Genomic DNA, 25,111 nt, shown 5'->3' with positions numbered 1-25,111 from the left:
CTCAGTCGTCGACGGCGGTGCCATTGCGGGGGCGCGACGCGGCGCGAGCCCGGCGGCGGGCGGCCTGCAGTTCGGCGAGTTCCTGCTCCAGGGTCTCGGCGATCCGGAACTGGCCGGTGTCATAGACATTCAGCGGAGGGACGGGATCGGTCAGATCGGCGAGCGGTGACCGTTCGTCCTCGTCGGGCTTGCGACTTTTGCCCGTCGCCGAGCGACGCTCCTTGTCCGCAGACTTCGCGGGTTCCGCCTGGCTTTCGGCCTTGGCGGTGGGCCGAGGTTCGACCACTTGTGCTTCTGCGTCAACGGTTTTCTCGGCCTCGGCGGGCCCCGCGGTCAGCGCGGCGGGCCCGGTAGCGGTGCCGCCGGCCGACGGCGGCGTCGGGCGGGTCGGCCAGGCTACGACGGTCGGCATGGCGCGCCGGATCTGCTCACCCGGATCGGGCAGGTCCCGGATCTGGTCGGTGGCGCGCACGATGGCCAGACCGTACCGGGAGGCCGCGGCATTGTGGATCAGCAGCGCCACACCGATCATCACCGGCGCGATGGCGTGCACGGCCACGTCGTACCAGCTGCCGTTCTTCAGGTACGGGTAGGTGTTGAGGATGACGGTCAGGCTCAGCAGCGCCATCTCGGCGACCACGACCTGGCGGCGGCTGTCGATCACGCCCCACTCGGCGACCTTGTTGGTGCCGATCATGATGATCACGAGGCAGACCGAGATCATGCCTTCGAGCAGGTAGCTGAACCAGTAGAGGGGATCGGAGGGGCCGCCGGGGGCGATGTTGTGCTGCACGTTGACCGCGGACCAGAGCATGCCGGCCGCGACGACACCGGCGAGCGCGCGCTGGCTCCACGCCCGATGCTTGTACAGCGACGCCAGTTTGGCGTGCGGGCTCGATTCCCGCCGTTGTGCGGCGATCGCCTTGCGGGCGAGCAGCAAGTCGCGAATGTCGGCCTTCTCAATCTCTGTGGTGGTCTGGCGGGCGCGATCCGCCGCGGCCGCGGTGGCTTCGGCGTACTTCCAGCGCTGCGCGCGCTCTTGTTCGCGAATGCGTTCGGCCAGCTCACGCTCGGCGACGAGTTCGTTCTCCGAGAGCGCGTCGGTCAGCGCGGGATCGTATTGGTAGGCCAGCCGGCCGCGGGCCTTCTCGACCCGTAGGGCCAGCTGGGTGACGTCGTCCTCGCGCGGGTTGTCGATCGTCAATTGGTCCCCCGTCCAGGGACTCCCGATGGCTGGCACGTGATTCCGGTAGGCACGGAAGACATTTCTAGTCGATACACGCCCAACCGCGAAACTGTTGGTTTGCCGTTGGTCCAATCCTTACGGCGCGCCGCACTGCGACACGCGGATTGGGGTGTCCGTCCGGGCAGGACGAACCAGCCGCCGCGGCCGGTGTCCAGTGGGGTTGCCGACGCCCGGATCGGGTCAATCGGTCAGCTCGAGTTCCTCGTCCATCGGGATCGCGCCCTCCAGGCCGTGTGGCAGGCGCCGTCGGTTGGGGGAGCCGAGCGCGGAGGTGAGGTCGGTGCCGTCGTGCTCGGCCAGCAGATCGTCCGAATCCCACACCAGCAGTGTGGCGCTGACGGTGTTCTCGGCCGCCGAGTGCGCGAGATCGTAGTGCGCGCAGGCGGGCACGTGCGGGTAGGTGATCCAGAGGTCGTAGCCGGTCATGAAGAGGTCGAGGTCGAATTGCACCGAGAGCCCGAGCAGTTCGCTGCGGCCGTTGTCGTCGACGCCCGCGAACGCCTCGTCCAGCGCCAGCAGGCGCGGCGCCTGCGGGTCGGCGGAGTCGAGCATCACGTGCGCGGCAGCGAACAGCGGAAGGTGCAGCGAGACCGACTGTTCGCCGCCCGAGAGCGCGCTGTGGCGGGCCACGGTCAGGCGGTCCTCGGTGCCGTCGGCGGTGAGGATGGTGAACGAGAACACCCGCCAGGTGCGGTAATCGAGGGTGGCCGCGAGGATCTCGGGGAACGAGCGCTCCGGGTGCGCGGCGCGGGCCGTGCGGATCTCGGCCGCGAAATAGGCGCGGACGGTCGACAGGTCCTCCGGCGTGAGATCGGCGGAGTCGCGGTCGAGCAGCTTGCACACCGCGCGCGCCGGCTCGGACAGGTTGTCGGCCAGCACCCAGTGCACGCCGATGGTGTTGCCCGAGGACATGCGGCGCTGCTTCATCTCCGCGCCCATGCGGGAGATGAGATCGCGGGCGTCGGAGGTGCGTTCGTGGATCTGCTGGGCCAGCCCGGTCAGCAGCGCGTCCTCGAGGATGCGGCGCTCGGCGTCGGTGAGCAGCAGTTCCTGATCGCGCCGCGCCCCGCCGATGCGCTCGGCGAAATCGGCCAGCGAGGACAGTCCGTGGTCGTCGTGCACCTGCACCACGGTGAGGCCGTCGGCGGCGTCCCAGTGCAGGCGGTAGTCCTGGCGCGCGGCGGCGAGCGCGGCGTCGAACTCCTGCAGGGCGGTGGTGACGGCGCTGCGGGTGGCCTTGCGGGCCGCCTCGCCCGCGCGCACCGAAGCGGTTGCGGTGGCGAGGTTCTCGAACAGCGCGGCCACCTCGGCGGGCAACACGGCCGGTTCCTGCTCGGGATCGCCGTTCTCGATGCGGTACAGCAGCTGCTCGGGGGTGGACCAGGCGGCGTCGCTCGCGGGCCAGCGGCTGTCTGCGGGCGCGCCCAGCAGGCTGAGCAGGTCCGGGCGCGCGTAGGGGGCGAGATGGCGGACGTCGGCGAGCAATTCGGTGAGCGCGGTGCCCAGGGTGTCGTGGGCGGCGCGGTGCGCGCCCTCGGCGGCGCCGACCGCTTCGATGGCCTCGGCGGCGGCCTTGCGCGCGGCCTTCTGCTCGGTCCGGGCGGCGTCGATGCGTTCGTGGGCCAGTTCCAGTTCGCGATCGATGTCGGCGGCTCCGGCGCCGAGCGCCTCGCGCAGGGTCTCCAGTTTGCGCAGCTGCTCTTCGTATCCGGAGCGGGCGGCCTCGGCCTCCTCGGCGAACGCCTCGGCCAGATCCTTGGATTCGTCCAGGCGGTCCCCGGCCTCGCGGGCCCGCTCGTGTTCGCGCTGATGGTCGCCGCGCAGACGCAGCAGCGCGGTTCCGGCGTTCTCGAAGTGCCGCACCGCGGCCGCCAGCGCGTCCAGCTCGACCGGATCGCGGGGCGCGCGGTGGTCGGCGGCGATGGCCCGGACCTTCTTGTCCGCGTTGGTGTATTCGGCCACCGCCTGATCGAGATCCCGCTCGGCCTGTGCGGCCGCCTCCGAGCGCGAGCGCAGCATGCCCGCCGCCTCGGCCACGCCGCGCAGGGCGGCGGTCACGGCGGTGGTGCGCGGAAGCGCCTTGGCGGCGGCCGAAATCCGGCCCAGCTCGGCCGTGGCGGCCTGCTCATCGGTCTGGGCGGTCTCGGCCTCGGCGACGGCCGTTTCGATGGCAGCGGCCAATTCGGCCAGCCGCGATTCGCGGCGGCGGGCGCGGGCGGTGGTGCCGACGAATTCGGCGTCGGTCTTGACGTGCCGACCCGACTGGACGCCTTGGCGATAGCGGCCGTCGGTGGCGATGGTCAGCTGCCCCTCGACGCCGACCGGTTGCGCGGCCGCGCCGGAGACGATGTGCGCCTTGTCCGCTCCCGCGCCGATGGCCGCCGCGTGCGGAGACTCGTAGAGGGCGATGGAGGCGAGCACCCCGGCGACGGTCTCCCGGGGAACCGTCAGTGACGGTGAATCGTCCTCCACAACCAGTACATCGGCGAGCGTGCGCCCGCCGGGCCGTTGTTCGGGCGGCAGCGGCACCAGGAACTGGTCGGACGCGTGCGGCGGCAGTTCGGTCTCGGCGCAGACCCACGCGTCGAGCAGGTTCGCGGCCTGCAGCGCCGCCTCGAGCCCGGCGGCCTGCTGCGGCGCGACACCGTCGGCGAAGCGGACCAGACGCCACAGCGGCGCGCCGGGACGCTCCGCGCGCGCGTCGGTACGGGCCGCGAAAGCCGGTGGCGCGTCGTCGCGTTCGGCCGCGACCCGCTCCCGCTCGGCCCGCAGTTCGCTCGCGCGGGCGGTGGCCTGGGCGGCGCGGGCGCGCGCCTCCTGGCGGCGGCCGCGGATCTCCTCGGTGAGCGGTTCGGTGCGCTCGGCCAGCACCTCCGCCGGGGTGGCGGGGACGGGGAGGTCTTCCAGCGTGGCCTCGGCACCCGGTGCGGCCCCGGCGGATTCGCCGGTCGCGGTGGTCTCGGTGCCGGACGTGTTCTTGGTCTTCTTGGCGCGGCCGTTCGGTGCGCCGCCACCGCGGGTGAGCGGTTCGGTGCCGACTTCACCGAGGGCCTCGTTGAGCGACTCGAACAGCCCGGTGCGGATGGGGGTGTACACCTCGCGATGGGTGTCCCACCAGTCGCGCAGGGTGATGGCGGTATTCGAACGGGCCAGCGCGACAGCGGCTTCGGCCTCGGCGAGCTCGGCCGCCGCGGCATCACGCAGTTCGGCCGCGCGGCCGGAGGCGCGCTCGGCGCGGGTGCGTTCGGTGCCCGCCTGGTCGACCAGGGTGAGCGCCCGCCGGACCGCGCGGACGTCGCCGTCGCGTTCCTCGGCGTGCGAGCGGACCGTGGTGGTGAGATGGTCGGCGCGCGCCGATTCCGGCAGCGTGGTCCAGGGAATGCCGGCTTCCTCGGCGACCGCACGCAATTCGTCCTCGCCGCGCGACAGCGCCGAGCCGGCATGGGCGACCGCCGCCTGCGCCCGCTCGGCCTCCTCGAGCCGCTGGTCCACGGTCTGACGGGATTTCAGCGCCTTGTCGTGGTGGACCGCTGCGGAGGTCTCCAGGCGGCGCACCGCGTCGGCGAGGTCGTCGAGCTGCTGTTTGCCCTCGTAGGCGCTGGAGCGCTGCAACGTCTCGCGGTCGGCGAGGGCCTGTTCGTAGGCGCGGTCGGCGTCCTCGGCGCGGGTCTCGGCGGCGCCGCGTTCGGTGTCGCGGCGGGTGCGCAGGGCCGCCGCGGCGTGCAGGGCGGTGCCCGTGTGGGTGACCGTGTCCAGACGCGTCCGCACCTGGTCGACGTCCGTCTTCGCCTGCACGGCCAGGTATTTCCGGTAGACGGTGACGAAATCGCGGGTCGCGGTGTCGGCCTGCACCAGCCCCTCGAGGGTGCGCCCGACCTCCTCCATATCGCTGAAGGAGCGGGCGGCGTCGAGGATCAGCTGTTCGTCGAGCGGGCGCAGGCCGTCGGTGAGGGCCTGCGAGAGTCCGCGCGGGTCCAGGTTCTTGGCCAGCTGTGGGCGGCGCAGCGTCAGGATCAGATTGATCAGTTGGTCGTAGCGTTGCTGCCCGAGCCCGAACATGCGGGCGTCGATGGCCGCCCGGTACTCGACCGGCCGGTCCACGATGGTGTCGGAGCCGATCTGCTCGGCCAGCTGCTTGCGGGTCAGCGGCCGGTCGTCGGGGCCCAGCAGTGAGAAGTCCACGCCCACACGGCCGTCGGCGACGAAGTACCAGCGGGTCACCTTGTCGTTGGAGCGGGTGGCGCGCATGCCGATGCCGATGGTGACGGTCTCGGGGGAGTCCCAGTCACCGCGCGCGAACTCCATCCACACGTACGAGTAGGCCGATTCCTGCTTGCGGTACAGCAGGTTCGACTTCATGGTGCGTTCCTCGCCCGCGAACGGGTTGAGGCGGCGCGGCTCGATGCGGCCGTCCAGCACGAACGGGAACAGCACCTCGAGGGCCTTGGTCTTGCCGGAGCCGTTGGGGCCGCGCAGCACCAGGCGGCCGTCGGCGAAACAGAATTCCTGGTCGCGGTAGTCCCAGAGGTTGATGATGCCCGCCCGGGTCGGGACGAAGCGCACTCCACCGTGAATGTGGTCGGCCATCAGTTCCCCGATCCCTTCGCTGTGCTGTCGGGCGCAGTGCCCGCGGTGCTGTCGGTGGGCGCGTCGTCCGCGCCGAGTTCGGTGGGGGAGAGGAACAATTCGGACTCCGCGCGGGTGCGGATGGTCACGATCGCGCCCCGGTAGCGGGCCAGCGCGGGCAGGATGAGCAGCCCGCCGTCGACCAGCTCCACCAGGCGTAGCCGTTCCAGCAGCGACACCACCTCGCCGGTGAGCCCCGCGACATCGGCCTGCCACTGCGCGGCGAAGGTATTGCCGTAGCGGTCGGTGAGCATCTTCACGGTGTCGCGGATCCACGAGGATTCCAGGAACGGGAACTCCGGGATCTCGGGCTCCTCGGCGGGCTCGTCCGAATCCTCCTGGGCGCCGAACACATCCAGGGGATCGGCGAGCGGCGCGAAGACCGTGCTGGCGGGGATGGCGCTGTCGAGCTGTTCCACCAGATCGGTGTACGGACGCTCGGGGCGCGGCCTGCGCTCGACCGGATTGTCGATGTCGAGGACCAGGTCCGCGATCTCACCCGCCAGCAGCAGCGCCACCTGGGCGAGGGTGCCGGTGCCGGGGAAGCGCACATCGGAGAGCCGGCCCGAACTGTCGATCAGCGCAACGCCTTCCGCGCGCCGCTCGGCCTTCAGCCCGGTCAGGGACTCGACCTCGGTGACCAGTTTCTCCTGCGCCAGCAGCGACCGTTCGGGTTCGTCGAGTTCGTCGGCGTAGACCACCGGCTTCTCGACCAGCGCCCGGCGCACCCGGCGGGCCGCGGCGGCCTGTGCGGGGGAACGGGTTTCGGCCCCGCCGCCCGCCGCCTCCGACAGCAGCCCGGTCACGCTCTGCAGGTGCTGGAGCGCGCGCGGCGGCCGGAACAGGGCGAACACGATGGACCGGTCGATGTCGTAGAGCGCCTCCCCGGCCTCGGGGTCGCTGGCCCAGCCGCCCGCGTCACCGTCGGCGAGGGTCACCGCGCCGCGCGCCGCCAGCCAGCCCACCGCGTCGACGAAGGCGTCCCGATCGGCGGCCCGGTCCGGTGCGAGCTCGAGCCCGTCGACCCGTTCGGTGTAGGCGGCCACCTGATCGGCCAACTCCGACAAGGTGATCTGATCCCCGGCGCGGCCCAGCGCGGCCAGCGCCAGCGCCAGGTACGCGTAGCGGCGGCGGTCGAAGACGCGGTCGCCGGTGGTGCGGGCGGGACGGCCCGCGTCGAGTTCGTCGAGGACCGGGAACAGACGCGCGGTGGTCTCGGTGACCTCGAGGCGATAGCCGAACAGTTCGGCCAGATCCTCGCGCAGTTCGGTCGCCCACCGCCGCAACAGCGGCAGCGCGATCCGATCGGGGTAGGTGCGGGTGACCAGATGGTTGGCCAGGATGACCCGGGCGGCGCGCTGGTAGCTGTCCAGAGCCAGTGAATCGATGGTGCGCGCGTGCATCAGCGGACCTCCCCGCCCTGGCCGCCGGGCTCGTCGCCCGGTGGCGGTGAGTCGATCCGATCCTTCTGCACCGCAGGGGATTTGCGTCCCCGCAGGGAGGCCGTCTCGCGCACTTCCAGGCGTCGGTTGTTCAGGTAGAGCACGCCCTTGGAGGTGCGGACCAGCGTGGACCCCTCGTGTTCGGAGACGGTGAGGGTGACGCCGTTGTCGGAACCGGAGGTGCCGGGCACCCGGCCGCTCACCGGCACCCACGCGGTGGAGGCGGCGTCGAGCAGTTTCAGCAGGACCTCGGTCTCGCCCTCGTCGAGTTCGCGGTCGTAGAGGTCGGCGGTGGCCAACGAGCGCGCGGCCTCGGCGCGGGCGCGCTGAGCGTCCAGCTGGGCCTGGCGCAGCCGCCGGATGCCGGCGTCATTGCGTTGCAGCCGCGCGGGCGCGCCCGGCGTGGGCGGCCGCCCGGTCTCGGCGAGGGTGCGGGCGATCTCCAACGGCGGTGCGTCCCACCAGGATCGGATGGCCGGGATCACGCCGGCGTCGGGATGCTGCATGGCCAGGTGCCGTGGCCGTCCCAGACCGAACACCGCGTCGTAGAGGGCGTGCGCGGCGTCCGCGCTGGGGGCGGCGGTGAACCAGCCCGCCAGGTGCCGCAGCGCGGATTCGCGGCTGACGCCGCCCTTGCGGGTCTCGGTCACCCGGCGCAGCAGCGACAGCACGGCGGCGATGGCGCTCATGGTGGCCTCGCGCAGCCGCTCGCATTCGGTGAGCCCGCCCTCGTCGTCGCCGATGAACCAGCCGCGCAGGCCCTGCCAGCGGGCTCGCCAATCCGCTTGGCGTTCTTCGGGGTCGAGCAGCACCCGTTCGTCGCAGCGGGCGGCGCGTTCGATGAGGTCCTCGACTCCGGTGTCCTCGACCTCGCGGATGGCGGTGGCCAGCCGGGGCGCGAAACGCGCCAGGTCCATGGAGAATTCGCGCATGTGCGCCAGCAGCGCGTCCTTGTGCGCGAGGAACGCCTCGGGGGTGGCCTCGGTGGTGCGGACCAGATCGCCCAGGGTCAGATAGAAGTGCGCGGCTCGTTCGGCCAGATCGGTGAGCGCCCGGTCGAGTCGGTTCAGCACCCGGTAGACGCGCGGGGCGTCGGCGCTCTTGTTGGCCTCGGCCAGGGTGTGCAGATCCGCGAGCAGTTCCGGCAGCACCAGCCGCGAGAGCGCGGCCTCGTCGAGCCGGGCGTCGAGCACGTCGGACACCGCGCGGAAGGCCTGATATCCGGCCTGGGAGAACTGGTAGACGAAGTGCCGGTTCCGGTACTCGGCCAGGGTGGCCGCGCGGGTGCCGTCGTAACTGCGTTCCAGCACGCCCCAGTGATGCAGCTGTTCGAGCAGCGGCCCGACCTCGGTGGCGGTGAGCGCGGTCGCGCCCGGGCAACGTTCGAGCGTGTCGGCCACGTCGGAGGCGTGCAGCAGCACCACATAGGCGGCGCGGGCGGTGTCGAAGGCCCGGAGAACCCACAGGTAGTCGGCCCGCTTCTCGGCGGTGGCGAAGGAGAACAACCGCAGCCGGTCGACGTCGCTCCGCCTCTCCGCGCTTGGAATCTCCTCGGACCCGGCCCCCTTCGGGTCGGGCAGCAATCCGTCAGCGGACTCGGTCACCGGGAGAAGGTTAGTACCCCCTGCCGACCGGTTCGGAATCGTGCCGAGTGTCGGCGCGCCCGATCCGGCCGGGGTGACCGGTTCCGCTGCTCACGGTCCTGATGGCGAGGTGTGATCCGGACGATCAGTTGCCCAGCGCGGCGACGCCCGCCTGCGCGAACTTCTCGTCCAGATCGCCGCTCGGCGCGCCCGCGACTCCGATGCCCGCGATCGGCGCGCCGCCCTTGGCGGTGACCGGCGCGCCGCCGCCCAGGAACAGGGTGCCGTCGATGTCGGCCAGGTGCGGCGCGCCGTCGAGACGCTTGGCCAGCACCGAGGTCGGGGCGTTCCAGGACACCGCGGTGAACGCCTTCTGCTGGGCGGAGGTGTAGGACTGCGGGCCCGCGCCGTCGCCGCGCAGCGTGACGACGGTATTGCCGTCGCGGTCCACCACCGCGACCGTCACGTGCTGGTTCTCCTTGACCGCGGCGTCCAGGGCGGCCTGCGCGGCCTTGGTGGCGGCGGCGATGGTCAGGTGGGTGCTCTGCGCCAGGTTGCCATTGGCCACATCGGCCGCGACCGGGGTCTTCGTGCCCGGGTCGGGATCCTGGGCGTTGACCGACACCACGCCGATCACCCCGGCCGCCGCGACGGCCGCGACCGCGCCGCCGATGATCAGGCGCTTGCGAGTGGGGTTCGCGGGCTGCTCGGGGGTCATGACATCCTCCTGGGATTCCGGTGAAAGCTGTTCGCTCGGTTCGTCATCCAGCGTGCGGCCCGGAACGTCCCGGCACATCGGCGCACCGGCTGGGATTCGGCGCGCGGTCCGGCCGAACCCCGTATCAACCGATCGGATGACCCGGACGGCCGCGCGTGCACGGCAGAATGAGGGTGTCTGCCCGTCGCTGTCGCCGAGGAGGTGTTCGCATGCCGTCGTCCCGTGACGACACCCGGCTGCTGGGCACCATCGTGCACAGCGCCTTCTATGTGCTGCTGGCCGCGTCGCTGCTGCGATTCGTGCTGCGGCATCCCGAGAGTCCGCGCATGCCGTGGGTGATCGGGCTCTCGCTGGCGCTGGCCGTGCTCTACGTGGTGAGCGAACTGCGCGCCTCCGAACGGCTGGTGTGGTTCGCGCTGCTGGTGTCGGGCTGGGCGGTACTGGTCGTGCTCGCACCGAGTTTCGCGTGGTGTGCGGTCCCGCTGCTCTACACCGGGCTGCGGATCCTGCCGGTGCGGGTGGCGCTGGCCCTGGTCGCCGGGCTGACTGCGTTCGTGGTGTGGGCGCAGCTGAAGCTCGCGGGCTGGATCGACCCGAACCTGCTGCTGGCCCCGCCCGCGGTCGCCGCCCTGACCACCGCGCTGTTCCTGGGCCTGCTGCGCACCACCGAACGGCAGGCCGCGCTCATCGACGACCTGCGCGCGACCCGCCGCGAACTGGCCGCCACCGAACGCCGCGCGGGCACCCTCGCCGAACGCCAGCGCCTGGCCATGGAGATCCACGACACCCTCGCGCAAGGGCTTTCGAGTCAGCGCATGCTGTTGCAGGCCGCCGACCGGATCTGGGACAGCGACCCGGGCGCGGCTCGCGAGCACGTGCGCGGCGCGGCCGGGGTGGCCGAACACAATCTGGCCGAGGCCCGCCGCTTCGTCCACGACCTCGCGCCGACCGACCTCGCCGCGGGCGGCTCCCTGGTCGCGGCACTGGAGGCGATGGCGCGGCGGGAGGGCGGCGACACCCTCACCGTGCGCGTGCACGTCGAGGGCGCGGCGGTGGGCCTGCCCGCGGGGGTGGAGGCGGCGCTGCTGCGGATCGCGCAGGGCGCGCTGGCCAATGCGCGCGAGCACGCGGACGCGCACACCGTCACCATCACCCTCACCGATCTCGGCGACCGCCTGGTCCTCGACATCGCCGACGACGGAACGGGTTTCGACCCGGCGACGCTGCCCATCGCCGCCGACCGCGGCCACGGCCTGCCCGCCATGCGCGCCCGCCTGCGCCAGCTCGGCGGTGTCCTCACCGTCGAATCCGCCCCCGGGGACGGCACCGTCGTCTCCGCCGAAGTCCCCTTGGAGCGGCCGTGACCGACGTGAAAACCCCTGTCCGCCTGGTGCTCTGCGACGACCACGCGGTGGTCCGGGCGGGTCTGCGCGCCCTGCTCGGCAGCGCCTCCGACATCGAGGTGGTCGGTGAGGCGGGCAGCGGCCCCGAGGCCGTGGCTCTCGCCGAACGCCTGCACCCCGACGTCGTCCTGATGGACCTGCAGCTCGGCGGCGACATGGACGGCATCGAGGCCACCCGCCGCATCACCACCACCGTGCGGCCCGCCCCCTACATCCTGGTCCTCACCACCTTCGACACCGACGCCGACATCACCCGCGCCATCGCCGCGGGCGCGACCGGCTATCTGCTCAAAGCCGAACGGCCCGAAGAACTCTTCGCCGCCATCCACGCCGCCGCCCAGGGCCGCACCGCGCTCTCCCCGCCGATCGCCGACCGCGTCCTCGAGCGCATGCGCAACCCGCAGCCCGCGCTGACCGCCCGCGAACTCGACATCCTCGGCCAGCTCGCCCAAGGTCTGGGCAATCGCGAGATCGCGCGCGCCCTGCACGTCAGCGAGGCGACGGTGAAGACCCACCTGGGCCGCATCTACGACAAACTCGGCGTCGACACCCGGGCCGCGGCGGTCGCGGTCGCCAACGAACAGCGGCTGCTGAAGTAGCTTGTCAGACGCCCTTGGGGGCGGACTGGCGCATGAAACCGAACAGGTAACCCGCGACGCGGCGCATCTGAATCTCCTCGCTGCCCTCGGTGATTCGATACCGGCGGTGGTGGCGGTAGATGTGCTCGAACGGGGTGTGGCGGGAGTAGCCGAGGCCGCCGTGGATCTGCATGGCGCGGTCCGCGGCCTCACAGCACAGGCGGTTGGACCAGTAGTTGCACATGGAGACCTGCGCGGATTGCGTGAACGGCCCGTGCAGATCCATGGACCAGGCGGTCTTGTGAATCAGGGTGCGCAGCATCTCGCACTGGGTGCTCAACTCCACCACCGGGAACTGGATGGCCTGGTTGGCCGACAGGGGAGTGCCGAAGGTGGTGCGCTGGTTGGCGTAGGCGATGGACGCGTCGATGCAGTACTGGGCGGCGCCCAGACTGGATGCCGCTTGGCGGAGCCGGTTCTCGTTGAAGAAGTGCTGGACCACGGCCAGGCCGCGACCCTCCCGGCCGAAGACGGCCGTATCGGGGACTCGGACATCGTCGAGGACGACGTGGGCGTGGTCGGTGGGCATATTGAAGGTCCACAGGAATTCGGCGACCGTGAAGCCGGGGGTGCCGACCGGGACCAGGAAGGCGGTGATGCCGGTGGCGTCGCCGGGACTGCCGGAGGTGCGGGCGAAGATCAGGTCCGCCTCGGCGTGATGCATGCCGGTATTGAAGGTCTTCTCGCCGTGGAGAATCCAGTGATCGCCGTCGCGGACGGCGGTGGTCTCCATGAAGGTGGCATCGGAGCCGTGGGCGGGTTCGGTGATGCCGAAGCCGAAGAACCGGTCGCCGGTGGCCAGACCGTCGATCCACGCCGATTTCTGTGCGGGCGAACCGTATTCGTGCATGAGCAGCAGCCACATTGTTGGCGACGACCGCGTGCTCGGTCTGCAGATCACAGTGCAGGCCCAGGCCGCGACGGGCCAGATGCTCCCGGATCACGGCCATATCGAGATTGGAGCCGTCCCGGCCGCCGTACTCGGCGGGATAGGCGTAGCGCAGATGCCCGTCGGCGCGGTGGCGGGCCTCGGCCAGCAGCGCCTCCCATTCGGCGCTGGGCAGGCCGCCGCGCTCCCAGTCGGTGCGGGCGTCCTCACGACGGTGGTCGAAGAAGCGCCTGTTGTCGCCGGACCGTTCCAGCGGCACCCTGCGCCAGAAACGCTTCCGAGGGACGGCCGTCGGGGTCGCCGGGCAGGGCGGGGGAGGCCCGCGCCGGGTCGATCGCGTGCAGCAGCCCCATCGCCGCACCCAGCTGCCCGGCCACCTGGTCCCCGATCCCGGCGTCGTGGACCAGGCGCAGCACCCGCCGCGGCACGGTCTCACCGTCGAGACGCTCGGAGAGCAGGAACGGCTCGGCTGTATAGCCGGTATCGGTACACACCGCCAGCACGTGCGGGACCGGAACGCCGTGCTCGCGAGCCACTTCGCGGACGCCCGCCTCGACCTCCACGGGCACGCGTCGTAACCGGGTTTGGCGACGGCCAGATCGGCGCGCACCACGGGAACCAGCGCGGCCCACAGCGCCGCGTCGTCGAACTCGTCGACCGGCGTGTCGGATTCGGGAGGCGGCGCGAGGGTGAGCTCCCGTTCCAGCACGCGGGCCAGATGCGCACCGACCCGGGCCTGATGGCGCAGCTCCGGCGGCAGGGCGGGCAGCAGCCTCGATTCGAGGAGCTCCGCGAGCGCCGTCAGCACTTGTGGTGCGGTGGGCCGATACTGCATGGCGTGCCTCCGCCGTGAAATCGGTTGTTCGGCAGGTAAATCGGGATCGTACGGGATCGCGACGCGCCCCGGCCCCGAATTGCGGGCGAATGCCCGCAGTTGCGGTGTCGTCGTTTTCGCCCCGATTCGTGTCATGATCGGGTCGGCGGCGGGCTCGTGCGCCACGACCGCGACAGCGCTATCGGACAGGTGGTGAGGGTGGAAGACCAGGGCCAGCCGGCGAGTGAGGCGGAGCAGCCGCTCGACTACCGCTTCACCCTCGCCAACGAACGTACCTACCTCGCATGGATCCGCACCTCGCTCGGGCTGCTCGCCGCCGGCGTCGCGGTCCACACCCTGGTGCAGTCGTTCCACCACGCCGGGATCCGGCGCGCGCTCTCGCTGAGCTGCATCGTGCTCGCGGTCACGCTGGCGGTCGGGGCGTACACGCACTGGCGGGACGTGCAGGCCCGCATGACCCGCGGCGACGCGCTGGGGAACACGCTGCTGGTGCCGATCCTGGCGGGCGGCATCGCCATCGTGTCGATCTTCGCGGCCGTCGCGACGGTGTGGACATGACCGAGGCACCCACCTTTTACTCCGAGCGCACCGCGCTGGCCTGGCGGCGCACCGCCATCGCCGCCATGGGCACCGCCGGCTTGTTCGTGAACCACGCGGTCGTCAGCGGCTGGCGGCCGGCGGCCATCGGTCCCGCGCTGGCGGCGGTCGGGCTGCTGTTCCTCGCGGGGATCAGCTTCGCGCGCAACAACTCCCTGCACCACGGGCATCGCGAGCACGGGCCGCGCGCCATCGCCATGGCCACGGTGGTGGTCCTGATCGTGTGCGTGGTGTCCGTGTTCATTGCGTTCTTCGTCCCCGGCGCACCTCCGGCTATCACTTAGGCAGGTGGGTCGAGACCACTCGGGCGGGGGCGAAACCTGTTCGGACGCCACGGAATCCGAACGGTCGGTTCAGTTTGCTGGTGTGAGCAGGGTGGCGAGGGTGCGGCGGACCGCCTCGGACGCGGCCCGCGCCGACAGCCCGCGCCGGTCGATCAGGTGGTGGCGGTAGGGCCAGCCGATGGTGGCGTCGAGCAGGTCGAGCAACTGTTCACTGGTATCGGCGGCCAGTTCGGGGGCGAAGCCGCGGGCCAGCGCCTCGCGAATCCGCTTGTCGGTCAGCCGCATCCGTTCATCGACCGCCGGCGTGCGCAGTGACTCGATCAGGCCCAGCACCCGCGGCTCGCGCTGCAACCGGAAGATCGCCTCGCCCTGCCGCACCACCGCGTCGATGCGCTGCTCCAGCGGCCGGTCCGGATCGATGTCGGCGATCAACGCCTCGACCTGCTCGGATTGCTGGTCGACCGCGGCCGTGAGCAGCGCGGTCCGGGACGGGAAGTGCACGAAGATACTGCGTTCGGACACCCCGGCCCGTTCGGCGATATCGCGGGTGGTGGGGTCGAACTCGCCCTCGTGCACCGCCGACAGCAAGCCCTCGATGATGGCCCTGCGGGTCTGCGGCGGATTGCGCCGGCGCCGCGGGCCGTCGCCTTTGCCCTCGCTCATGGGGGAATCCGATCACATCGGGCCGGGCCACTCACGCGCAGGTCCCGGCGTATGGGTCAGGTCACACGGCCATGATATTGCAGTGTTACTGCAATAGCGAGGTAGGCTGAGGCTCGGGCCAGAAGGTTGGCGAATATTCAGCTAACCGATCTTGCCACGCACGTCAGCCGGATGGAGACAGGAGCGCGCCGATGACCGAGAACAACCGCACGGACCACGGGGACACCACGCAGGGCCGATTCACGGTGTCCCGACGCGGGGTATTCGGGGTAGGCGCGGCGGCGCTGGCGGTGGTCGGTGTCGGCGCGGCCGTGACCGGCTGCGACAGCGACAGCGACAACGGGTCCGCCGCCGAGAAAGCGTCCAAGAATTCGGTCGATCCCAGCGGTCACATCACCGATCAGCACTCGAAGGCGCAGTCCTCGCTGCCGTTCTCCGACACCCAGGATTTCGCCGACACCGACAAGGGTTTCATCGCCAAGCTGCAACCCGACCGGGTCACCGACGCCAAGGGCAATGTCGTCTGGGACAACGATTCCTACGGTTTCCTGCAGGGCAGCTGTCCCAACTCGGTGCACCCGTCGCTGTGGCGGCAGTCGCAGCTGGTGGTGAAACAGGGCCTCTACGAAGTGGTTCCGGGCATCTACCAGATCCGCGGCCTGGACCTGTCGAACATGACGATCATCGAGGGCGCCACCGGCGTCATCGTCATCGACCCGCTGATCTCCACCGAGACCGCCAAGGCGGGCATGGACCTGTACTTCGCCAACCGCGGGCACAAACCCGTCACCGGCATGATCTACACCCACTCGCACGTCGACCACTTCGGCGGCGCGCTGGGCGTCATCACCGCCGAAGACGCTGCCTCGGGCCGCATTCCGGTGCTCGCCCCGCAGGGCTTCGTCGAACACGCGGTCGCGGAGAACATCTTCGCGGGCACCGCCATGGCGCGCCGCTCGGCCTACATGTACGGCGCGGCCCTGCCGCGCGGGGACAAGGGCCAGGTCGGCGCGGGCCTGGGCATGACCACCTCCACCGGCACCGTGAGCCTGGTCCCGCCCAACCGCGACATCACCCGCACCGGGCAGGAGGAGACCATCGACGGGGTGCGCATGGTCTTCCAGATCACGCCCGGCACCGAGGCCCCCTCGGAGATGAACTTCTACTTCCCGGACTTCCGGGCCATGTGCATGGCCGAGAACGCCACCCACACCCTGCACAACCTGCTCACCCTGCGCGGCGCGCTGGTTCGCGACGCGCACGTGTGGTCGCAGTACCTGACCGAGACCCTCACCATGTTCGCGGGCGTCTCCGATGTCGCCTTCGCCTCGCACCACTGGCCCACCTGGGGGTCGGACAAGCTCACCGAATGGCTGTCGCTGCAACGCGATACCTACGCCTACCTGCACGACCAGACCTTGCGCATGCTCAATCAGGGCTACACCGGCATCGAGATCGCCGAGCAGATCCAGATGCCGCCCGCCATCGAGCAGAAGTGGTACAACCACGGCTATTACGGGTCGGTCAGCCACGACGTGAAAGCCGTGTACCAGCGCTACATGGGCTGGTTCGACGGCAATCCCGCGCATCTGTGGGAGCACCCGCCGGTCGAGTCGGGCAAGCGGCACGTGGACGCCATGGGCGGCGCGAGCGGCGTGCTGAAGGTGGCTCGCAAGGCCTACTCCGACGGCGACTACCGCTGGTGCGTCCAGGTGCTCAACTACCTGATCTTCGCCGAGCCCGACAATCAGAAGGCGAAGATGTTGCAGGCCAGCGCCTTCGAGCAGCTCGGCTACGGCTCCGAGAACGGCACCTGGCGCAACTTCTTCCTCTCCGGCGCCTACGAGTTGCGCAACGGCAACTTCGGCACCCCGACCAAGGCCAACTCGGCGTCGATGATCAGCGCGCTGAGCGTGGACCAGGTCTTCGACGCCGCGGCCTTCCAGATCAACGGGCCCAAGGCGTGGGACCTGCACCTGGTCAACGACTGGGTGATCCCGGAGGAGAACAAGACCTACCGCACCGAACTGCGCAACGGCGTGCTCATCCACTACGTGGTGCCGCCGGACTTCAAGGGCCCGGCCGCCGACGCCACCTTCACCCTGCCGCGCCTCGAACTCATCGCGGTGATGACGCGCAGCAAGGACTTCGTGAAGGAGGTCGCCTCCGGGGCGATCAAGGCCACCGGTGATCCGGCCAAGCTGAAGCAGCTCGTGGACGTGATGGACAAGCCCGACCCCAACTTCAACATCGTCACGCCCTGATCGCGGGCGGATATGGCAGAGTCCCGCTCACTGCTCGACGAGAGTGGGAGTGGCTGTGCGGAATCGACTGCGGAACGCGGTGGTCGTCGGGTGTCTGGCGATCGCCGCGACCGTGCCGGGGACGGCGGGCGCGGAGCCCGATGCGGCCGGTGGCGCCATCGCCGACACCGCGGCGCAGCTGACCGCCGCGACCACCGTCGACGCGTCGAAAGTGGTGAGCGCGGACATCGTCGACGACCGCAACCTGTCGCTCGAGGTGTACTCGGCGGCCATGGACAAGACGGTGCACCTGGACGCCTGATCTACGACGGCACCATCGAGGCCGCCACCGGTTACTGCACCCGCAACCTCGCCGCCAAGCTCACCGAACTCGGCATTCCGGCCACGGTGGACCTGCCGGCCAACGGCACCCACTCCTGAGGCGTATTCCGCGACGAACTGCTGAAGTCCTGGCCGGTGCCGGCCAAGGGACTGGACCTGCCCGCCTGATCAGGACCGCTGTGGGGCACCGGCCTTCGCGGCATGCGGGTCGGATTCGGCTGCGACGGCGGCGCGTTCGACGGTCATCAGACTCTCGGAGTGGTGCTCGGCGTAGTACTTGGCCGCGCCGCCGTTCAGGCCGAACAGGGACTTGCTCCACAGCAGCCAGATCACCGCGGCCAGGTTCACCAGCAGCGCGGCCACCCGCAGGAAGGTGACCTTCTCGGTCAACTCGTACACCTCGAGCGGCAGGAACAGGCTGGTGGCCACCACCGCGAAGTACTCGCCCCAGCGCTTGACCAGCCACAGGCCCACGGCCTCGACGAGCTGGATGGTGGCGTAGGCGAACAGCGCGACCGCGATCCAGATCAGAATCGTCGGCGAGAGCGTGAAGGCGGTGTCGATGCCCCGGATGATCTTGGAATGGTCGGGGTTGAAACCGATCTGGTCGGCCAGCTGGCGGATGAGCGGAAGGTCCTTGTCCCAGCTGGCCTTCCAGTGCTCACGCGAACCGCGCAGCTTCAGCACGCCCGCGCCGAGCAGGATCAGCACCAGCGCGCGGCCGACCCGCTCGGCCGCCAGCAGTCGCATGATGATGCGGTCGCGCAGCAGGTGCCCGCGCGGCACCTCCGGCGCGTCGTCGGCGGGACCGCTGCGGCGCGGCTCGCCCGGCACGAAATCGCCGCAGCGCAGACAGCGCCAGGACTCGCCCGCCGGGGTGGCGACGTGGAGTCGTGCCTTCAGCTCGGGCTCGGTCGGGGCGTAGGTCTCGTGCCCTCGGGCAGCGCAGGTCCAGAGACTGAAGTCCATGCGCTGGAGCGTACCCAGGCCCCGCGACAGCCGCCGTGGAACACGGCCGGGGCGCGCGGTCAGCCCGCGAGCGAGCGCAGCTGGTCGAGATAGGTTCTGGTGCGCGGATCTCCGGGGAAGCGCGCGACCATCTCCCGCGCCGCCTCGCCCGCGATCCACATGAGCGAGGGCAGCGAGCGCCGCTTGCCGGTGAAGGCGCGCATGCCCTCGTCCACCGCGAGTTCCAGATTGCGATCGCGCACCGCGACCACGGCCAGGGTCAGATGTGCCTCGGACACTCGCATGGGTTTGCGGATACTGCCGTCGGGGCGGGTGCAGGTCGCGATCACCTGGCGGGCATGGGTTTCCGCGAGCCGGTCGTCCCCGGCGACCCGGCAGCAGTCCATGGCGTAGAAGTCGAACTTCTGCGGATCCACCACGAAGTGGTTCTCCAGATTGGCCGGGTGCTCGATCGCCTCGAGGATCGAACGGCCCTGGGTGAGCGCCTTTTCCACCTCGCGGCGGTCACCCAGGCGGGCCCAGGCCTTGGCGCGCTGGGCGGCCAGCTGGACACCCACGCCCAGGTGGCCGGTGGTGGCGTACGCGGCCTCGGCCGCGTCGATGGCGCCCTTGTAGTTGGCCTGGGTGAGGGCGAACCAGGCGGCCATTTCCGCTCCCCAGCCGATGATCTCGGCGTGGTCGGCCTCCTGGCCCAGCGACAGCGCGGCGCGGCGGGTGGCCTCGGCGGCGGTGCGCCAGCCCAGGTCGTAGTCGACACAGCCGACCAGCAGGGCGACCCATCCGGCCAGCACCAGCACCTCGCGGTGTTGGGCCAGTGTGAGTCTGCCGTCCAGCAGCGAGGTGATGCGGCGCAGCCAGGCGGTGCCCTCGGCGTGCAGTTCGTGCGGATCGGCGCACGGGTAGTCCGAGCAGAGCCGGTCGGCGGTGATGCGGATGGCGTCCAGTGTGGAAGCCGACACATCGGACATTCGTAGCCGCCCAATGAATTCCAGGGTGTCCAGTCCGGTTGCCGAGAGCATCTCGTCGTCCCGATTGGGCCGAGTCTTGGGGAAGAACGCCGCCGTCACAGTGTCGAAAGAGGCGGCGATGATCGGGGCGTAGAAATCGTCGGGCCGCGATTCCCCGGATTCCCAACGCCGCCAGTTACGTAACAGTGTGCTGTCGGTGGGGAGGTTGTGGCTCGACTTGGCGCGCATCGCGCGCACCGCGTCGGCTTGTGACCACCCCCGAGCATCACGTTCGGCACGCATTCGGACAGCCCAGACAGGTCGATCGTCACCGGCGGACACGAGTTGTAGTATCTCACCAGTTAACGGCGGATGGACCCGGATAGGGCATCTGGATGTCAGTGGGTTGACATCTGCAATTGCATTCGCAAAAACGCCAAACTGTTTACCAGGGCACACATCAGGACAGCGATCCCCAATCCAACGGAGGTTCGGGTGGAAGCGTTGATCTATGGGTACGTGCGTGACGATTTGGCCGACGGCCGCAGCGACGAGCTGGAGAACGCCATGTGCGGGCTCGCTCAGTCCGCGGGCCTCTGCTTCGCCGCGACCTTCCATGAATCGACCGCCGGCGATGGCACCGCGTTCGCGGAGCTGACCGCCGAACTCAAGCGGGCCGACGCGCACCACGTGGTGGTGCCGTCGCTCGAACACCTTGCGGGGCAGACCATTCCGCGTGACCTATTGATCGCGAAACTGGCCCACGAGGCTTCCGCTCAGGTCTGGACCGTCGAGCACTAGCTCGGCACACCGCCCGAAACGCGGCCGCACCCGCGTCGAGAACGCGGGTGCGGCAATGATTTTCGAGCTACTTCGGGACATTCACCCTGAAGCGGACATAGTGGGATGAAGGGGTCAGAGGCCGAAGCCACCCCGACCACGACGGCGCAGGTACTTCTCGAACTCGGCGGCGATCGCGTCGCCGTCGATCTTGGCCATCGCGTCGTTGATGTCGACCTCGGCGTCGCCGCGCTCCTCGAGCGAGCGCACGTACTCCGCGATCTCCTCGTCGCCCGCGGTCATCTCGTTGACCGCGACCTCCCACTCCTCGGACTGCTCGGGCAGCGCGCCCAGTGGCACCTCCACATCGAGCACGTCCTCGACCCGGTGCAGCAGCGCGATGATCGCCTTCGGGTTGGGCGGCTGCGACACATAGTGCGGCACCGCGGCCCAGAAGGAGATGGCCGGCACACCCGCACGCACGCAGGCGTCCTGCAGCACCCCGGTGATACCGGTCGGTCCCTCATAGCGGGTCTGCTCGAGGTTGAAGCGCTCCGCGGCTTCCTTGTTATAGGCGGTCCCCGTGACCGGAACCGGCCGCGTGTGCGGGGTATCGGCCAGTAATGCGCCGAGGATCACCACCGTGGACACCCCGAGCTGTTCCACGAACTCGAGAATGTCATTGCAGAAGCTGCGCCACCGCATATTCGGTTCCACCCCGCGCAGCAGCACCACGTCCCGGTCACTGCCGGGGGGAGAGCAGACCGAGAGCATGGCCGAGGGCCAGACGATCTCGCGCGTCACACCGTCGACCTGGCGCACGGTCGGGCGGTTGACCTGATAGTCGTAGTAGTCCTCGGAATCGAGCTCGGCCAGCGGCTGGGAGTCCCAGATCAGTTCCAGATGTTCGACCGCGCCACTGGCGGCGTCGGCGGCATCGTTCCAGCCTTCGAAGGCGGCCACGAGCACCGGATCCCGCAGCGTGGGCAGGTCCGATTCGGGTGGCACCGGGGATTCACTGGCGTTCACCCGGTCAGCCTACGGTGTACGCAGACCCGGTGTGCATGCGACGCGCAATCGCACAATGGCCGCTGTCCCTCCTGATCGCCCGGTGGTTCGCGGCCCGTCTCGTTCTGGACTGAGTGGGGCGGGGGAGCGAAGCGGAGGAGCGGAGGGAGGGAAGAACGAGACCTCCAGGGCCGCGAACCCGCCGGAGCGGAGCGGAGGCAGTCAAATTCAGCTTGTCGCTGCTTCCCACTACTCTTGAGTACATGTCTGTACGCAGCCGCGCCGAATTCGACACCACCTTCTTGGACACGCTCAGACGGCGTGTCGTTATCGGGGACGGTGCGATGGGCACGATGCTACAGGCCGCGGATCTCACCCTCGACGATTTCCGCGGCCTCGAGGGTTGCAACGAAATTCTCAACGAAACCCGCCCCGACGTGCTGCGACACATCCACCGCGCCTACTTCGAGGCCGGTGCCGACGCCGTCGAGACGAACACCTTCGGCTGCAATCTGCCCAACCTCGCCGACTACGACATCGCCGACCGGATCCGCGATCTGTCCGAGCGCGGCACCCGCCTGGCCCGCGAGGTCGCCGACGAGATGGGCCCCTCCGGCGACGGCACCCCGCGCTACGTGCTGGGCTCCATGGGCCCCGGCACCAAGCTGCCCACACTGGGTCACGCGCCTTACGTCTCGCTGCGTGACGCCTACACCGAGGCCGCGCTCGGCATGCTCGACGGCGGCGCCGACGCCATTCTCATCGAGACCTGCCAGGACTTGCTGCAGGTCAAGGCCGCGGTCACCGGTAGCCACAACGCCATGCTGAAGGCCGGTCGCCGGATTCCGATCATCACGCACGTGACGATGGAGACCACCGGCACCATGCTGGTCGGTTCCGAGATCGGGGCGGCGCTGACCGCGCTCGAGAAGCTCGGCATCGACATGATCGGGCTGAACTGCGCCACCGGTCCGGACGAGATGAGCGAGCACCTGCGCCATCTGTCCAAGCACGCGCAGCTGCCGGTGTCGGTGATGCCGAACGCCGGTCTGCCGGTGCTGGGCGCCAAGGGCGCGGAGTACCCGCTGAGCGCCGAGGATCTGGCCGTCTCGATGACCCAGTTCGTGTCCGAGTTCGGACTGTCGCTGGTCGGCGGCTGCTGTGGCACCACGCCCGAGCACATCCGGCAGATGGCCGAGGCGGTCCGCGAGGTCGAGCAGGCCAAGCGGAACCCGGTCCACGAGCCGAGCGTGTCCTCGATCTACTCCGCGGTCCCGTTCGAGCAGGACGCCTCGATTCTGATGATCGGTGAGCGCACCAATGCCAACGGCTCCAAGGCTTTCCGTGACGCCATGCTGGCCGGCGACTGGCAGAAGTGCCTCGACATCGCCAAGGACCAGACTCGCGACGGCGCGCACATGCTCGACCTGTGCGTGGACTACGTGGGCCGTGACGGCGCCGCAGACATGACCGAGCTGGCCTCCCGGCTGGCGACCTCCTCGACGCTGCCGATCATGCTGGACTCCACCGAAACCCCGGTGCTGAAGGCCGGTTTGGAGCATCTGGGTGGCCGCTGCGCCATCAACTCGGTCAACTACGAGGACGGCGCGGGACCGGATTCGCGGTTCCAGCAGACCATGGCGCTGGTCGCCGAGCACGGTGCGGCCGTGGTCGCGCTGACCATCGACGAAGAGGGCCAGGCCCGCACCGCCGAGCACAAGGTGGCCATCGCCGAGCGGCTGATCGAGGACATCACCCACAACTGGGGCCTCGAAGCGTCCGACATCATCATCGACACGCTGACCTTCACCCTGGGCACCGGTCAGGAGGAGTCGCGCCGCGACGGCATCGAAACCATCGAAGCCATTCGCGAACTCAAGAAGCGGCACCCGGATGTGCAGACCACGCTGGGTCTTTCGAACATCTCCTTCGGCCTGAACCCGGCCGCGCGGCAGGTGCTGAACTCGGTGTTCATGCACGAGTGCGTCCAGGCCGGTCTGGATTCGGCGATCGTGCACGCCTCCAAGATCCTGCCGATGGCGCGGATTCCCGAGGAGCAGCGGCAGGTCGCGCTCGATCTGGTCTACGACCGCCGCACCGAGGACTACGACCCGCTGCAGAAGCTGATGGCGCTGTTCGAAGGTGTCTCGACCGCCTCCTCCAAGGCTTCCCGGGCCGAGGAGCTGGCGGCGCTGCCGCTGTTCGAGCGGCTCGCGCGGCGCATCGTCGACGGCGAGAAGGCCGGGATGGAAGCCGATCTCGACGAGGCGATGGCGCAGGTGCCGCCGCTGCAGATCATCAACGAGACGCTGCTGTCGGGCATGAAGACCGTCGGTGAGCTGTTCGGTTCGGGTCAGATGCAGCTGCCCTTCGTGCTGCAGTCCGCCGAGACCATGAAGACCGCGGTCGCCTACCTGGAACCGCACATGGAGGCCACCGACGACTCCGGCAAGGGCCGCATCGTGCTCGCCACCGTCAAGGGCGACGTGCACGACATCGGCAAGAACCTGGTCGACATCATCCTGTCCAACAATGGCTACGAGGTCGTCAATCTCGGCATCAAGCAGCCGATCTCGACCATCCTCGACGCCGCCGTGGACAAGAAGGCCGATGTGATCGGCATGTCCGGGCTGCTGGTGAAGTCCACCGTGGTGATGAAGGAGAACCTCGAGGAGCTCAACTCGCGCGGTGTCGCCGAGCAGTTCCCGGTGCTCCTCGGTGGTGCGGCGCTGACCCGCGCGTACGTGGAGAACGATCTCACCGAGGTCTACGCCGGCGACGTGCACTACGCGCGTGACGCCTTCGAGGGCCTGCACCTGATGGACGAGATCATGACTCGCAAGCGGGGCGGCGGTCTGGATCCGAACTCGCCCGAGGCCATCGCCGAACGGGAGAAGGCCGCCGAACGCAAGGCGCGGCACGAGCGTTCCAAGCGCATCGCCGCCGAACGCAAGGCCGCCGAGGCGCCGGTCGTGGTGCCCGAGCGCTCCGATGTGGCCGCGGACCTGCCGGTGCCGACGCCGCCGTTCTGGGGCTCGCGCATCATCAAGGGTCTGTCGCTGAGCGAGTACTCCGGCCTGCTCGACGAGCGGGCGCTGTTCCTGGGGCAGTGGGGCCTGCGCGGGCAGCGCGGCGTCGAGGGCCAGTCCTACGAGGACCTGGTGGAGACCGAAGGCCGTCCGCGCCTGCGGTATTGGCTGGACCGGCTGATCGCCGAGGGTGTGCTGCAGCACGCCGCGGTGGTGTACGGGTACTTCCCGGCGGTGTCCGAGGGCGACGATGTGATTGTTCTCACCGAGCCGAAACCCGATGCGCCGGAACGCTTCCGGTTCACATTCCCGCGGCAGCAACGCGACCGGTTCCTCTGCATCGCCGACTTCATCCGCTCGCGTGAGCGCGCGCTGGAGACCGGCCAGGTCGATGTGATGCCGTTCCAGCTGGTCACCATGGGCCAGCCCATCGCGGACTTCGCCAATGTCCTGTTCAAGGAGGACAACTACCGCGACTACCTCGAGGTGCACGGCATCGGCGTGCAGCTCACCGAGGCGCTCGCGGAGTTTTGGCACCGCCGCATCCGGGAAGAACTGACTCTGGACGGACATTCTGTCGCGGACGAGGACCCCGCCGATGTGCTCGACTACTTCAAACTCGGCTACCGTGGCGCACGGTACTCGTTCGGTTACGGGGCCTGCCCGGAACTGGAGGATCGGGCCAAGCTCGTGGAGTTGTTGGACGCCAACCGAATCGGCGTGATTCTCTCCGAGGAGCTGCAGCTGCATCCGGAGCAGTCGACCGACGCGTTCGTGCTGCTGCATCCGGAAGCCAAGTACTTCAACGCTTAATATCTTCACCAGGTTTCGGGCTTTCGCGCAGGGTGGCAGGGCGCCCGGCGCGACAG

General features: G+C 69.7%; 18 protein-coding genes and 1 pseudogene. 8 read left to right on the top strand and 11 right to left on the bottom strand.

Annotated features, from left to right (window positions below):
• Nucleotide 1 precedes the first annotated feature (1 nt).
• The 5 genes from ACQP06_RS20430 to ACQP06_RS20410 form a co-directional block, all read right to left on the bottom strand.
• Nucleotides 2-1,204 carry a hypothetical protein gene (locus ACQP06_RS20430; RefSeq protein WP_433666116.1) on the bottom strand — a complete coding sequence of 401 codons (1,203 nt, stop codon included), beginning with the start codon at nt 1,202-1,204 and terminating at the stop codon, nt 2-4.
• A gap of 222 nt (nt 1,205-1,426) precedes the next feature.
• A complete protein-coding gene (locus tag ACQP06_RS20425) occupies nt 1,427-5,833 on the bottom strand; it encodes an SbcC/MukB-like Walker B domain-containing protein (RefSeq protein ID WP_433666115.1) in 4,407 nt (1,468 codons plus the stop codon).
• Nucleotides 5,833-7,275 (bottom strand): TIGR02678 family protein, encoded by a 1,443-nt coding sequence (locus tag ACQP06_RS20420; RefSeq protein ID WP_433666114.1) that lies wholly within the window; start codon nt 7,273-7,275, stop codon nt 5,833-5,835. Before ACQP06_RS20420 ends, ACQP06_RS20425 begins: the two co-directional genes overlap by 1 nt.
• The gene (locus tag ACQP06_RS20415; protein WP_433673380.1) at nt 7,275-8,825 is read right to left on the bottom strand and encodes a TIGR02677 family protein; all 1,551 of its coding nucleotides are present in this window, start codon (nt 8,823-8,825) and stop codon (nt 7,275-7,277) included. Before ACQP06_RS20415 ends, ACQP06_RS20420 begins: the two co-directional genes overlap by 1 nt.
• A gap of 217 nt (nt 8,826-9,042) precedes the next feature.
• Nucleotides 9,043-9,615: a GlcG/HbpS family heme-binding protein gene (locus ACQP06_RS20410; protein ID WP_433666113.1), complete on the bottom strand. Its 573-nt coding sequence runs from the start codon at nt 9,613-9,615 to the stop codon at nt 9,043-9,045.
• 209 nt (nt 9,616-9,824) lie between these two features.
• On the opposite strand from ACQP06_RS20410, the gene ACQP06_RS20405 reads away from it, so the two are divergent.
• Together ACQP06_RS20405 and ACQP06_RS20400 are read left to right on the top strand one after the other, a co-directional pair.
• The gene (locus tag ACQP06_RS20405; RefSeq protein ID WP_433666112.1) at nt 9,825-10,979 is read left to right on the top strand and encodes a histidine kinase; all 1,155 of its coding nucleotides are present in this window, start codon (nt 9,825-9,827) and stop codon (nt 10,977-10,979) included.
• A gap of 5 nt (nt 10,980-10,984) precedes the next feature.
• Nucleotides 10,985-11,617, top strand: a complete 633-nt coding sequence (locus tag ACQP06_RS20400) for a response regulator (RefSeq protein WP_433673379.1) — start codon at nt 10,985-10,987, stop codon at nt 11,615-11,617.
• 4 nt (nt 11,618-11,621) lie between these two features.
• Here ACQP06_RS20400 and ACQP06_RS20395 read toward each other — a convergent pair.
• Together ACQP06_RS20395 and ACQP06_RS20390 are read right to left on the bottom strand one after the other, a co-directional pair.
• Nucleotides 11,622-12,804: pseudogene (locus tag ACQP06_RS20395) on the bottom strand (acyl-CoA dehydrogenase family protein); the annotation flags it as partial.
• Nucleotides 12,752-13,108 carry a phosphotransferase gene (locus ACQP06_RS20390; protein ID WP_433673378.1) on the bottom strand — a complete coding sequence of 119 codons (357 nt, stop codon included), beginning with the start codon at nt 13,106-13,108 and terminating at the stop codon, nt 12,752-12,754. The gene ACQP06_RS20390 and the pseudogene ACQP06_RS20395, both read right to left, overlap by 53 nt.
• Nucleotides 13,109-13,578: 470 nt before the next feature.
• Here ACQP06_RS20390 and ACQP06_RS20385 point away from each other — a divergent pair, with 470 nt between their 5' ends.
• Together ACQP06_RS20385 and ACQP06_RS20380 are read left to right on the top strand one after the other, a co-directional pair.
• Nucleotides 13,579-13,938: a YidH family protein gene (locus ACQP06_RS20385; protein WP_433666111.1), complete on the top strand. Its 360-nt coding sequence runs from the start codon at nt 13,579-13,581 to the stop codon at nt 13,936-13,938.
• Nucleotides 13,935-14,261: a DUF202 domain-containing protein gene (locus ACQP06_RS20380; protein ID WP_433666110.1), complete on the top strand. Its 327-nt coding sequence runs from the start codon at nt 13,935-13,937 to the stop codon at nt 14,259-14,261. Before ACQP06_RS20385 ends, ACQP06_RS20380 begins: the two co-directional genes overlap by 4 nt.
• Before the next feature lie 69 nt (nt 14,262-14,330).
• On the opposite strand, the gene ACQP06_RS20375 is transcribed toward ACQP06_RS20380, so the two are convergent.
• The gene (locus ACQP06_RS20375) at nt 14,331-14,924 is read right to left on the bottom strand and encodes a TetR/AcrR family transcriptional regulator (RefSeq protein ID WP_433666109.1); all 594 of its coding nucleotides are present in this window, start codon (nt 14,922-14,924) and stop codon (nt 14,331-14,333) included.
• 191 nt (nt 14,925-15,115) lie between these two features.
• Between ACQP06_RS20375 and ACQP06_RS20370 the strand changes: the two genes are divergently transcribed.
• Both ACQP06_RS20370 and ACQP06_RS20365 read left to right on the top strand, forming a co-directional pair.
• Nucleotides 15,116-17,188 (top strand): alkyl/aryl-sulfatase, encoded by a 2,073-nt coding sequence (locus ACQP06_RS20370; protein WP_433666108.1) that lies wholly within the window; start codon nt 15,116-15,118, stop codon nt 17,186-17,188.
• Between the two features lie 55 nt (nt 17,189-17,243).
• Nucleotides 17,244-17,489, top strand: coding sequence for a hypothetical protein (locus tag ACQP06_RS20365; protein ID WP_433666107.1), 246 nt, complete (start codon nt 17,244-17,246; stop codon nt 17,487-17,489).
• A 188-nt stretch (nt 17,490-17,677) separates the two neighbouring features.
• Here ACQP06_RS20365 and ACQP06_RS20360 read toward each other — a convergent pair whose 3' ends face one another.
• On the bottom strand, nt 17,678-18,478 hold the full coding sequence (locus tag ACQP06_RS20360; protein WP_433666106.1) for a DUF2127 domain-containing protein: 801 nt from the start codon (nt 18,476-18,478) through the stop codon (nt 17,678-17,680).
• Between the two features lie 59 nt (nt 18,479-18,537).
• Entirely contained in the window at nt 18,538-19,728 is a 1,191-nt protein-coding gene (locus ACQP06_RS20355) for an XRE family transcriptional regulator (RefSeq protein WP_433666105.1), read from the bottom strand.
• Nucleotides 19,729-19,920: 192 nt separating this feature from the next.
• Here ACQP06_RS20355 and ACQP06_RS20350 point away from each other — a divergent pair, with 192 nt between their 5' ends.
• Nucleotides 19,921-20,226 (top strand): hypothetical protein, encoded by a 306-nt coding sequence (locus tag ACQP06_RS20350; RefSeq protein WP_357284077.1) that lies wholly within the window; start codon nt 19,921-19,923, stop codon nt 20,224-20,226.
• A gap of 114 nt (nt 20,227-20,340) precedes the next feature.
• Here the strand turns inward: ACQP06_RS20350 and ACQP06_RS20345 are convergent, their stop codons facing one another.
• Nucleotides 20,341-21,234 carry a PAC2 family protein gene (locus ACQP06_RS20345; RefSeq protein WP_357085358.1) on the bottom strand — a complete coding sequence of 298 codons (894 nt, stop codon included), beginning with the start codon at nt 21,232-21,234 and terminating at the stop codon, nt 20,341-20,343.
• Between the two features lie 242 nt (nt 21,235-21,476).
• Here ACQP06_RS20345 and metH point away from each other — a divergent pair, with 242 nt between their 5' ends.
• Nucleotides 21,477-25,055 (top strand): methionine synthase, encoded by a 3,579-nt coding sequence (metH, locus tag ACQP06_RS20340; RefSeq protein WP_433666104.1) that lies wholly within the window; start codon nt 21,477-21,479, stop codon nt 25,053-25,055.
• The last annotated feature ends 56 nt before the right edge of the window (nt 25,056-25,111 follow it).

It is taken from the genome of Nocardia sp. CA-136227 (genome assembly GCF_050955695.1).
GTDB lineage: Bacteria > Actinomycetota > Actinomycetes > Mycobacteriales > Mycobacteriaceae > Nocardia.
Note: the sequence above shows the minus strand (reverse complement) of the source record. Positions and strands in the feature narration are given on the sequence as shown.